This window comes from Acinetobacter sp. CIP 101966, from assembly GCF_000369725.1.
GTDB lineage: Bacteria > Pseudomonadota > Gammaproteobacteria > Pseudomonadales > Moraxellaceae > Acinetobacter > Acinetobacter lwoffii_Q.
On sequence record NZ_KB850160.1, the window covers coordinates 1,241,129 to 1,253,150 of the forward strand.

7 protein-coding genes and 3 pseudogenes are annotated in these 12,022 nt (G+C 41.1%); 6 read left to right on the forward strand and 4 right to left on the reverse strand.

Annotation, left to right across the window (positions count from 1 at the left end):
* From F891_RS12060 to F891_RS12070, 3 genes and pseudogenes are all read left to right on the forward strand, one after another.
* Window positions 1-916, forward strand: a pseudogene (locus F891_RS12060) (IS3 family transposase); the annotation flags it as partial.
* Between the two features lie 204 nt (window positions 917-1,120).
* The gene (locus F891_RS12065; RefSeq protein ID WP_004647387.1) at window positions 1,121-2,254 is read left to right on the forward strand and encodes an IS4 family transposase; all 1,134 of its coding nucleotides are present in this window, start codon (window positions 1,121-1,123) and stop codon (window positions 2,252-2,254) included.
* 113 nt (window positions 2,255-2,367) lie between these two features.
* Window positions 2,368-3,510: a Shedu immune nuclease family protein gene (locus tag F891_RS12070; RefSeq protein WP_005263622.1), complete on the forward strand. Its 1,143-nt coding sequence runs from the start codon at window positions 2,368-2,370 to the stop codon at window positions 3,508-3,510.
* A 111-nt stretch (window positions 3,511-3,621) separates the two neighbouring features.
* Here F891_RS12070 and F891_RS18325 read toward each other — a convergent pair.
* Window positions 3,622-3,726, reverse strand: a pseudogene (locus F891_RS18325) (arsenate reductase (glutaredoxin)); the annotation flags it as partial.
* Here F891_RS18325 and F891_RS17515 point away from each other — a divergent pair.
* Window positions 3,720-3,848 (forward strand): annotated as a pseudogene (locus F891_RS17515) (arsenical resistance protein ArsH); the annotation flags it as partial. The pseudogenes F891_RS18325 and F891_RS17515 sit on opposite strands and share 7 nt — an antisense overlap.
* Before the next feature lie 109 nt (window positions 3,849-3,957).
* Here the strand turns inward: F891_RS17515 and F891_RS12075 are convergent.
* The 3 genes from F891_RS12075 to F891_RS12085 all read right to left on the reverse strand — a co-directional run bounded on the left by F891_RS12075 (window position 3,958) and on the right by F891_RS12085 (window position 10,362).
* On the reverse strand, window positions 3,958-6,156 hold the full coding sequence (locus F891_RS12075) for a TonB-dependent receptor (RefSeq protein WP_005263623.1): 2,199 nt from the start codon (window positions 6,154-6,156) through the stop codon (window positions 3,958-3,960).
* A 391-nt stretch (window positions 6,157-6,547) separates the two neighbouring features.
* A complete protein-coding gene (locus F891_RS12080; protein WP_004281748.1) occupies window positions 6,548-8,950 on the reverse strand; it encodes a glucose/quinate/shikimate family membrane-bound PQQ-dependent dehydrogenase in 2,403 nt (800 codons plus the stop codon).
* A gap of 170 nt (window positions 8,951-9,120) precedes the next feature.
* On the reverse strand, window positions 9,121-10,362 hold the full coding sequence (locus F891_RS12085) for a carbohydrate porin (RefSeq protein ID WP_005263624.1): 1,242 nt from the start codon (window positions 10,360-10,362) through the stop codon (window positions 9,121-9,123).
* Window positions 10,363-10,844: 482 nt separating this feature from the next.
* Here F891_RS12085 and F891_RS12090 point away from each other — a divergent pair, with 482 nt between their 5' ends.
* Both F891_RS12090 and F891_RS12095 read left to right on the forward strand, forming a co-directional pair.
* On the forward strand, window positions 10,845-11,453 hold the full coding sequence (locus tag F891_RS12090) for a DUF805 domain-containing protein (protein WP_004281746.1): 609 nt from the start codon (window positions 10,845-10,847) through the stop codon (window positions 11,451-11,453).
* 24 nt (window positions 11,454-11,477) lie between these two features.
* Window positions 11,478-11,993, forward strand: a complete 516-nt coding sequence (locus tag F891_RS12095) for a hypothetical protein (RefSeq protein ID WP_004281745.1) — start codon at window positions 11,478-11,480, stop codon at window positions 11,991-11,993.
* Window positions 11,994-12,022 lie beyond the last annotated feature (29 nt).

The window sequence follows — 12,022 nt, forward strand, 5'->3', positions numbered from 1 at the left end:
TACATGCAAAAATCGGTGAGCAGGCATTAGAAATTGATTTTTTAGAAGGTGTGTTGAAGAAACTGGGCCGCTTCAACCACAAAAGTTAATCGACGACTCACTTCAGATTTCAGTATCTAAGCAAGCTAAGCTACTGAAAGTCTCCCGTGGTTGTTATTACTATCGCCCAAAACCTGTGAGTGCATCAGATCTGAAGCTGATGCGCTGTATTGATGAATTACATATGCAATACCCTTTTGCAGGTAGCCGTATGATGCGTGATTTATTGAACCGTCAAGGACATCATATAGGACGACGTCATACACGTACTTTAATGAAAAAAATGGGCATTAATGCGTTATATCGTAAACCAAATCTAAGTCAGGCCAATCAAGCTCACCGTAAATATCCATATCTGCTCAAAGGATTGAATATTCAACGGAGTAATCAAGTGTGGGCAACGGATATAACGTATATCCCTATGGCAAAAGGCTTTGTCTACTTATGTGCTGTGATTGATTGGCACAGCCGTAAGGTGCTTGCCCATAGCGTATCGATTAGTATGGAGGTTGCATTTTGTATAGAAACATTAAATGAAGCTATTGAAAAATATGGTCGACCTGAAATCTTTAATACAGACCAAGGCAGTCAATTTACCAGTGATGCGTTTATTGAAGTGTTAAAATCAAATGACATCCAAATCAGCATGGACGGTAAAGGTCGTTGGGTCGATAATGTGATGATTGAACGATTATGGCGGAGCGTTAAATATGAGGAGGTTTATCTCAAAGCCTACAGCAATGTTTTGGATGCGAAGAAGCAATTAAACGCATATTTTGAATTTTATAATTTGAAACGACCTCATTCGAGTCTGGACAAAATGACTCCAGATGAGTTTTACTATGACCAGCTACCACAACAAAATAAGGTAGCTTAACTAGAGCAGAATATCACTTATAAATAAGCTTTTAGTTGTTCAAACAAGTGGGACCACCTCTGTGTCGTCTTACGTTAGATTTATTTCTAAAAAGGGAGGGTTAATCCCCACTGCTGTCCCATAGTTTGATTTAAATAAAAAACCTGAGTCCAAATCGTTAAAATATGAGTGCAAACAAACACTTTAACGACCAGGATTCAGGTTTTGTCACATCAGAATACCGTATTTCATCAGCTTATTAAACCCGTCGTGCGACAGGATTTTGAGCAACTTGCTAAAGTACACCATGTTGGACAGAAATTTAGAGCGGCTTCAAGATGGGATCAGTTTATTGCCATCTTGATGTCTCAACTTTCCTGCAGGCAAAGTCTGAGAGATATTCAATCCAATCTGGAGTGCCAACAGGACAAACTGAGTCATTTCGGAGCAAAGTCTATTCCCCGAAGTACACTGGCACGAATCAATGAGCAGCAGCCTGCTGCCTTGTATCAACAGCTCTTTTACAAGTTGCTTAAATACTATGAACACTCAAAAGTAGCCCATAAATTTCGCTTTAAGAATCCATTATATTCCCTGGATGCCAGTCATATTGACCTGTCGCTTTCCTTATGTGAATGGGCCAAAGTTCACGACTCAAAAGCCAGCATGAAACTCAGCATAGGATTGAATCACAGCAATGATATTCCTGAGTTTATTGCAGTTGAAAATGGTAAAGAAAATGACATGTTACAAGGCCGAAAATTCCAGTTTCCCGCTGGCAGCATTGTGGTCTTTGATAAAGGCTATGTCGATTATCAATGGTATGCGAATCTAAGCGCTCAAAACGTTAGCTTTGTGACACGTTTTAGGCCTAAATCTGTGTATCAGGTGATCCAGCAACATCCAGTGCTTGAATCCAAAGGCATTCTAAAAGATGAAACCATTCAGCTAAATAGCGCACATGCCCTAAAAAGAAAAGCCCCCGTATTAAGAAGAATTGAATATAGAGATCAGCAAAGTGGCAAGCACTTTAGCTTTCTCAGCAATAACTTTCATCTAGCTGCCTCTACCATTGCAGCGATTTACAAAGACCGCTGGAAAGTTGAATTGTTCTTTAAAGCGATTAAACAGAACCTGAAATTAAAAGCCTTTTTAGGCCGAAGCAAGAACGCCATTCAGACGCAAATCTGGATTGCGATGATCGCCTATTTACTGGTAAGTTTCGCTCAACATTTAGGGAAAAAAGGCTGGACAGTTCAGCGCTTACTCAGAATAATTCAAGTGAATTTATTTGAAATAAAAACCTTAAAAGCGTTATTTTCACCCGATAAAGTCCCCATCAAACAAGAGGAAGCTTAAATGAGCTTCCTCTTGTAAAAATTGTGGGACAGCAGTGGGTTAATCCCTCCCTTTTTTATTGCGACTCAAATTAAAAAAATATTTCTATATAAATCAAATACTAGAGATGAATTATGACAACAATGTATACACTAGAAGAAGACTTTCTCTTTTTACCACGAGATGTTGAAATCGCCCAAACTTCTCTTATCAATACCCTCTACAATCATATTCATAAACAAAATTTAAGATTTCTAACCACTTATATTGATGAAACAGACACTCTACATATTCAGACAACTCATCGTCTAAAATTTCAAATCACGTGCGTCAAAAATAATATTAATAGTTTCAAAATCACAAAATTTGATAGAACAAAAGAAGTTGAAACACTCACTTTCAGTAAAGTAACAATCACCAATATTATAAATTTCTTAGAATTAATATCTTCTCTAGATATTAAAGATATTGACCAAAGAAAAATTTCTTTAAATCAGATATCTAAAACCGATATAAAGAACTCTATATCTCAACTAATTCAATCAACACTGGAGAACAAAGATCAAGCTGAGCTATTAACAAGTTTTCTAAATAATGGACTAATAACTTGTCAAGACATAGTAAATACAGGGTACAGAAAACAACAGTTAGATGTTTTTGAGAAACTACTTTATGAACCTGATGCTATCACTGAATATCAAATAACCAATCAACTAACAAGTTTTTCTGAAGAGAAAACTTGGCAACATTTTTTTGAGAAAAATGAATGGATTTTTGGATATGGCTTAGATTACAGATTCAACAAAATCTTACAACGTGAAGCACATTTAAATCCATCAAATCTCGACGGCTCAAATTCCGTTATTGTTGATTACGTAATGGCTGATAATAGATTCACTACTTTTGTCGAAATAAAACGACCAAATACCCCCCTATTTAAATCACAAAAACTGCGAGGTAATTGTTGGCGCATTTCCAATGACTTATATGAAGCCCATAGTCAGATTCTCGCACAAAAAATTTGCGCCCAAACTAAATTTGAAACAAATAATGCAGGTTTTTGCAGTAAAGGGAAAAGAATTCAACAAGGTGCTTATGATCCTAAAGCTATTCTTATAATTGGTTGTTGGAGCGAAATTGAGTCAGATAGTGAATATATACAGAACTTAAAAATTCGAACATTTGAGTTATTTCGTCGTGACTTAAGAAATATAGAAATTATTACCTTTGATGAACTTTATGATCGAGCGAAGTTTATTGTTGAACATCATCAATAGTTAGGGCTTTATCTAGAATAAGTTTTCAATAAAATAAAAAATATATTAAATAAAAGCCACCCTCGCGGTGGCTTTTTTATGATCTGAATGATCGACTTTAAATCCTGCGATTTATTTCAACCGCTTCCCTGCTTCATCAATAATCATTTCCCCATCTTCATTGCTAAACGCTGCGCACTGCGGAGCAGAAAGAATATCTAAAACAACTTCTGATGGAGGAACTCTACAAGTTCACCTTACTCACCCGCGGTCAGTCTGCTGATCTCACCAATCGATATTCTGAACGGGTCGAAAGTGCCGGGGAATTATCAAAGCGGGTAAATCAGAAAACAATCTAGTATTTTCCAGACTGCTTCGATTCATCTTTTTAAAACCTCAATATTTAAAATCCCGCTTTAAAAGCGGGATTTTTTATTTTGAAAATTTAGCAGCCACAAATCATTTCAATTAAAACTCTTTTGTCACGCTCAAACCCGCACTCCAGTTCTGCCCTTCTGCCGGCTCATAATAACGTCCTTCTGGTCTACTACTTTCATTAACAATCACCGAACCAGAATAATCTTTATCAAACAGGTTATCGACACGCGCAAAAGTATTCACCGCCCAATCTTGCATTTTCCAGTGATAACCTACATTGGCACCAGCGACTGTGTAGCTTGGCGCATATTCAGTATTGGTATCATTGACATAAATACGATCTGAGTAACGCACGTCTAAACCCGCACTCAAACCATTTTCAGGTTTCCAGCCTAAACTTAAAAATGCCTGATTTTTGGCAATCCCCGGAATATAGTTTCCTGATTCAACTCTCGACACTGCAATACTGCCATTCTGATTTAAAATTTCAGGAATATCTGCATCAAAAGTTGCATCTATATAGCTATAGCTGGCCTGTGCAGTTAGGTCACGCCATAGGTTTTTATTCCAGGAGAGTTCAACACCTTCTCTTAAAGTTTTATCGGCATTACGGAAAGTCGCACGTCCTCCCTCACTTCCTGCCGAGACAATGTCATTTTTAGTTTGGGTCTGAAAAACTGCAACAGTAAAATCACCTAATATATTTGCAGACTTCAACCCCATCTCATAGGTTTCACTTTCTGCTGCTTTTAAATTAAATGTGCGGCTACTACCATCCGCTGGATAAGCCATTTCCGTAAAAGTTGGAGTTTCAAAGCCTTGGGCATAGCTGGTATAGGCCATAAGTTCAGGTAGAATTTGCCAACTTAGAGCCAGTGAAGGTAGTAATTTCTCATAAGTAGTTTTACCTGAGTTATTACCATTTCTATCGTCTTCCTCATCAGCATCAACGATATAGTAATCTTTGGTTTTGAAATGCACATTGCTATAACGTAGCCCTGCATCTAAAGTCCAATCGGGAGCAAAGTGATAAGAAGCTTGCAAATACGGATCTAAATTCCACAGGGTATTATCTTCATCTCGACGCAGTTCACCTTTAACCCCCAAGCGATCACCTAAAAAGTTTTGATAGCCTTTACGGTCTTCGGTCATGGCATCTACGGCGACACCTGCAATCAGTTTGGTATTGGGCAGAATATCTTTACCCGTCCAGCGTAAATCTGTCCCATAAAAATTACGGTTAAAGTCAATTACACCACCCGGGTGGTTTGCTGCCTGCTGAATAGTCCTAGGAATACAAATATTCGTATCTTTCACATATGCACACTTCGGAATAGACTGATATTGTGTAACTTCACGCTGTCCCCAATAGGCCATACCATACAGTTCATGCTGGTCATTGATCGGTTTATTCCAGGTTAGACCCGTTTGAACCTGTTCAATTTCTTTGCGCGCATTGAAATCTAATACATTTTTTACTGCTTGTTTAGGATTTGCTTCCCAATCCTTTCTCTCTAGACCGCCCGGATCATTTGCTGCAATTTTAACGTAGTTATTGACCCAGTTAATTTTACTACCATCTTCCAGATCCCAGGTCAGTTTCGCATTATTCAGGACTTTATGCGCACTGCTGTGGTCACGAAAACCATCGGTATCAAAATAAGATGAGCTGATGATATAAGCTGGTTCATCGGCATTTTCTGAACCACCTTGCAAAACCAGCTTGGTCTGCCCTTTATTTTGACTACCAGCAGAATGCCCCAGTTCAATCGAATCAGCACCTTGCCCCTCTCGCGTGGTGGTTAAAATCGTTCCCCCCGAAGAGTTGCCATAGAGCGATGAAAATCCACCACCCAATACTTCAATATGGTCCAGACTGTTCAAATCAATATTCGAGGTTTGTCCCTGTCCATCCGGCATCGTCGCAGGGATTCCATCTACATATAAACGCACACCACGCACACCAAAACTGGAACGTGCCCCAAAGCCTCGCATCGAAATTTGCAGGTCTTGGGCATAGTTTTCACGATTATTTAACTGTAATCCCGGAACACCTTTTAATGTTTCAGAAAGGTTCACATTCAGGCTGTTATCTTGTTCTTGATTCAGATAATACACTGACGCCGGTGTGGTCAATCGCTCCCGATCGGTACGGGTCGCTTGAATGACAATCGTGTCTAACCTTTGGACTTCTTGTGTGTCATTTTCTGCATAAATGTTCTGACCTGCGCAAGCAATCAGGCAGGACAAGGTCGATCTCACGAATGGAAATTTCGGGCTTTGGTACATAAATGACAGGCCTTATTTGAAAGTGGTTTAATGCGGCAAATACCTTATCGAGATGGCGTACATCTCATGATTCAATTCATTTTGTTTTAAGCATCGATATCCAATAAATGCGCTGATTCGATCACATATAGTTCGCTCAATAGGTAAAAAGGTTTTGAGCTTAAAGTTCTGTGTTCGATAAATTCAGACTTGATTAATCCTTTATCTGAATAGCGCTTAAAATCAGCCATATACAAAGAATATTATTTTAATGCGATCTGAATAAAATTGAGCTTTCAGAAACAAATCAACATCATTTCTCTGTGTCCTTAAAACTCGATGTAGGCATTCAACAATAGCGTATAAAAAAGCCTGACGGATCAGGCTTTTTTATACTGAATTAAAGGTTTAACTATTTATTGTCTGGCAAGGCATAAGCCACCAGAGAGTCGCCCATTTTGGTGCCAAAGGAACCATGACCACCGGCCATAATGACCACATACTGCTTGCCATTGGCTTCATAGGTCATTGGTGTAGCCTGACCACCTGCAGGTAGACGACCTTTCCATAGTTCATCACCGTTGTTCACGTTAATGGCACGGATATAGTTATCTTGAGTTCCACCCACAAACATCACGTTGCCCGCAGTTGAAATAGGGCCACCCAGCATCGGCACACCCATTTTGAATGGTGGCAATGGAATGCCCGGCATACTGTCACGAATGGTACCGATACGGCGTTTCCAGGCCACTTCATGAGTATTTAAGTCCACACCTGCAACAAAGCCCCAAGACGGCTGTTTACACGGCAATCCAAACGGAGACAGGAACGCACTGATTTCAACGCCATAAGGCACGCCATACATCGGTTGAACGCCGGCTTCTGTGCCTGCACCTTTAGCCGTCTTAGGACGGTTCGGATCTTGAGGAATCAGTTTTGATACAAATGGCAGACCAATCGGGTTGGTTAATGCAATTTGACGGTCCGGATTCACCGACATACCACCCCATTCAAACACACCCAGGTTACCCGGGAAGACCAGCGTCCCATTTTCAGAAGGTGGGGTATAAATGCCATCGTAATTCAGTTTGTGGAACGCAACACGGCAGACCAATTGGTCAAACATGGTCGCACCCCACATCTGTTTATCGGTCAGTTTATCTTGTGGCGCTAGGTTAAAATCAGAGAACGGTTGAGTCTTAGAATAGAACTCGCCTTTAGTTTGAGGACCGCGTTTCACAGATTGTGGTACCGGTTTCTCGGTAATCGGCACAATCGCTTTACCATTACGACGGTCCAGTACAAAAGCATTCCCGGTTTTGGTCAAGACATAAATGGCTGGAACCATATTGCCGTTTTTGTCTTTAATCTCGGTCAATGTCGGCTGTGAAGGTACGTCCATATCCCACAAATCGTGATGGGTAGTCTGGAAGTTCCATACCAGCTTACCGGTCGTCGCATTCAAGGCCAGCATCGAGTTGGCATAACGCTCGTCCAGCTCAGTCCGGTGACCACCGTAAATATCCGGTGTGCCGACACCCGTTGGTACGTAGACGATATCCAGCTCTGCATCATAGGCCAAAGGTGCCCATGCATTTGGTGAGTTGTGTACAAATTTTTGACCCGGTGCAGGAATCAAATTCGGATCTTCAGCGCCTGTGTCAAATACCCAAAGCAGTTCACCGGTATTCACGTCATAACCACGGATCACACCCGATGGTTCTTCAGTTGAATAGTTATCGGTAGTTGAACCCGCAATAATGATCGTAGTGCCGGTTACTACAGGCGGTGAGGTGGGAATATAACCGCCCGGATATGGGAATGGCATATCTTTTTGCAGATCGACTTCGCCATTTTTACCAAAATCAGAACAGACTTTACCGGTGGTCGCATTGACCGCCACTAAACGCCCATCATTGACCGGTAAAATGACTTTTTGTGGACAGTCAGCCGATGTGGTTTTCTTCGCAGCGAGACTGCTTTCAAAACCTACCGTATTGTTGACATCATAATAAGATACACCACGACAGGTTAAATGCTGATAGGTATGATCAGCTTTCAGCTTTGGATCATAGGTCCATTTTGCCTTACCGGTTGCCGGATCAAGCGCTGTCAATTTCTGGTGAGTGGTACAGATGTACATGTTGTCACCCACCTTAATTGGGGTAACCTGATTGGTAGTTTCACCCGAGTCATTTTCAGTCTTGAATTCGCCCGTGTGATATTCCCAAGCCACCTGCAAATCTTTGACATTTTCAGTATTAATCTGCTTTAAGGGTGAATAACGCAAACCAGACTGGGTACGGCCATAAGCCGGCCAGTCTTCATCTGCCACACCGGGAATTGGCTGGTGGGTTGCAGGCTGCTGGGATTTTAATTCACCGCGAATTTCTTGCGGGTCATTAAATACAGCATAAATCATGACAGCGATGGTAATGGCCAGTGAACCACCCAGGGCAATTTTCGCACCTTTGCTTTGATCAAAACCGCGTGTTACCGCCGGAATCAGCAGGGCCAGACCAAACAGCCCTAAAATATCTAAACGCGGCGCAAGTGCAAAGAAATCTGAACCGACTTCCCACAGCCCCCACACCACTGTCGCCAAAACGAATATGGCATAAACAAGGAGTGCAGCACTTTTTCGTTTATACAAGAGAACTGCGGTCGCAATAAAGAGAATACCTGCAATGATGTAGTACCAAGACCCACCCAGCACTGCAAGATAAATCCCTCCAATCAGCAGTCCTATACCGAAAACAGCGGCAATGACCGCTAAAATCGTTTTCAGTACCGAACCTGATGATGAAGTATTCATATTGAACACCTATAAAAGTTTTTTTGAAAGTCCATGCACATGACAGGCATGAGCACCCTTATTGTTAAATTCTGAGTTATAAATACATCAATGTCTTAAGCAGGCATTGCCCATTACTGCAACAAAGCACCTAGAGATTCAATAGTGTATTTGCAACTAAAAACTATATTTTAAAATGACGTATTAAACTTGATTCCGCCCACCCAGACATTTTCACCATCTTTATATGCACCGACGTGACGCACATATTGCACATTCGGGCGAATGGTGAGCCAATTAGTGGCATGTAAGCCATAATAAATTTCTGCATCGATTTCTTGATGACGGTCAGCACTGACATCGTCATTCATGTTGATGCGTGCAATACCAAATGCGATTTCATCTTGAGGGCGTGAATCCATTGCACCCTTATAAACCAGCCCGATATTTTGCATATCACTGACATTATTGGTTTTGGAGTCATGCACTGTCGCATTCACAAAGCCGGTCAAACCACGCGAAGTATCTCCGTGATGTGCAGTCAATTGTTGCTTGGCAACAATCCAGCCCCCATGGTGATGATCGGTTTGATCTGGATTGGAAATGACTTCAGCCTCTGCTGTACTGTAGTAATAACCGGCACGGTATTCACCCGGTAGTTTCTGTTCACCCAGTTTAGGCGCCCAAACCACTTCTGCAGGAAGCATTGCCCCTTTGGAACCATCCGTACTCAGGTTAAATCCTTTACCACGTTCCAGATTCTCAGGGTTGTATTCATAAGCACCGACTTGGGCATAAAATTCAGGGTTAAGGTTATATTTGACCCGTGCAGCCCATTGGCTTACCGGCCAGTTGTACCACTGATCGCCAACCCAGTTCCCGACTTGTGAACCGCATAGGGCCAGATTCTGGAAATCACAGTCAAAACTATTGAAGTCTTCACCCTCACCAAAGCGTCCGACTTTCACATCCAGTTTTTGTTCCAGGAATTTTTTCTTGATCCATAAATCAGTCAGGCGCCAGGTTTGACCACGGCCCCAGACTTCTTGCACTGAACTCAGATGGCCATTTAAAGCAGCAGCGCTTTGAGACAGTGACTGACCGTTACGCTGGGTCACTGTTATTTGTGCTTCGGTGTCTTGCCAGCCTGCAATTTTTGCCAGATCCAGATGTGCCCCAAAAACAAACTGGTCCGCATATTCAGTTTTATGGTTTGAAGATCTTTGCGCATCGATCAAGGTTGCCATTTCACCGGTATAACCAAAACTGAAATCATAGCCCTGATTTTGGAGTGCTGTACGTTGCCCGTTCCAGTCACCGAGCATCCACGGGCTTTCCGAACTGAAAGCAGCTTCAGCATGCACAGTGGTCGTGGTTAAGATGAAAGAGGCACAGCAAAGGTAAACGGCCTTCGATAATGGGGAGAGATACATTGAATGTGATACCTTCATCACAATATGAAGCTTTTTATTATACGCCTGTTGATTTTAAAAAATCGTTACTAATAGATAAAAAGTATGAATAAAATGTTATATTTATTAGTATTATTATATGCTTTTTGTAAATTTAAAATTTATAAGTATCTGTTTATCATCATATTAAATTTAACAACATCAAACCATAGTTCCAAAGAAAAATTTGATATTCATCAGATAGATTTAGCTTTAATTTCTTATAAAAGATTCAGAGATAAATCAGCTCCATTACTATTTAATTTTCTTCATTTCAAATCATGCAACGCTACATTTTTTGTTGATTGAATACTGAATCACTATTGCGATAAGGCTTTTAAAAACATGAAAAAATTATTGTCATTTCACCACAAACTTTTAAAAATTAGATTATGCTAAAGTTATTCTGATAAGAAATTGCGTCGCTTTAAAACAATAATCTGGCTTAATAGACGAGAACAAGCATGAAAGGTTCAATCCTTGATTTTTCTATTCAACACAATACCGGTTTTATCTCGGGGGATGATAATCAGCGCTATAGCTTTAATGGCGCGGACTGGCGTAGTGAGCGTCCACCTTCACGCGGTGATCGGGTCGATTTTATCGTCAATACTACAGGTGAAGCCTCTGAGATTTATCTGGCCTTAGGCAGTTCTATTTATCTGGGAGAAAAAATTTCCAGTCAGCTCGGCAAATATTCCAATCTGGATCAAGCCGAGGAAAACTACAGCAGCATTGACTGGTTTGTAAAATGTCTGACCAACTATGCAAACTTTTCCGGCCGCGCACGCCGTAAAGAATTTTGGTTCTTTATGCTGTTTTGTGTAATTTTAGGCATTATTGCTGAGGTAATTGATACAGTTTTAGGCACTAAACCGCTGGTGAATAGCCTGCTTAATCTGGCACTTCTAGTCCCAAGTCTGGCCGTTGGCGCGCGTCGCTTGCATGATGTAGGACGCTCTGGTTGGTGGCAATTACTGACGCTTACCGTGATTGGTATACTGGTACTGATCTGGTGGTGGGCAACTGAAACCAAGCAACAAAACAATGAATATGGTGCTCCTACCAAATAACCGAACCTTACAAATCCCGTCTTGATGCGGGATTTGTTTATCGATTATTTAATGACTAAATATCAGCAAAATCAGACTTTCTCCATGCTGCAAGATCAATTAGTGAAATTTCCAGATGCTGTATGGGTGCAAATCTATAAAGATAAAATGCAGCTGATGAATATAGATGGCACGATTACGCATACTCTGCTACCCGATGTGCCTTATGCCCATCCGCGGAGTATTATTGCCGACTTTGATGCAGCGGCGGTGACGCTGAAACAGCTGTTACCCTCCTCAATGATGAAGAAACTATTTAGCTCTATAGCATTGCTGCAAATCATGGATCTGCCTGAAGACGGTTTAACCGAAGTTGAAAAGCGCGCGTTACTCGAACTCGGTTATGAAAGTAGCGTGCAAAATGTCATCCTGTTTGACCATGCAGGAAATGCACTGACCAAAGCCAGAGTTCCACCCCAACATCGAATGACGATCATCAATATTTTACTGGTGATTATCATTATGGTGGTGTTGGCATCGACCTGGTTTTTGACGCTTTAAATGTTCTTGTAAGAGCAAAAATCCCGCAC

Excerpts from the sequence above, each read along its gene's own strand:
- F891_RS12075 (WP_005263623.1), bottom strand. The coding sequence starts at position 6,156 with ATGTACCAAAGCCCGAAATTTCCATTCGTGAGATCGACCTTGTCCTGC.
- F891_RS12090 (WP_004281746.1), top strand. The coding sequence starts at position 10,845 with ATGAAAGGTTCAATCCTTGATTTTTCTATTCAACACAATACCGGTTTT.
- F891_RS12085 (WP_005263624.1), bottom strand. The coding sequence starts at position 10,362 with ATGTATCTCTCCCCATTATCGAAGGCCGTTTACCTTTGCTGTGCCTCT.
- F891_RS12095 (WP_004281745.1), top strand. The coding sequence starts at position 11,478 with ATGCGGGATTTGTTTATCGATTATTTAATGACTAAATATCAGCAAAAT.
- F891_RS12070 (WP_005263622.1), top strand. The coding sequence starts at position 2,368 with ATGACAACAATGTATACACTAGAAGAAGACTTTCTCTTTTTACCACGA.
- F891_RS12080 (WP_004281748.1), bottom strand. The coding sequence starts at position 8,950 with ATGAATACTTCATCATCAGGTTCGGTACTGAAAACGATTTTAGCGGTC.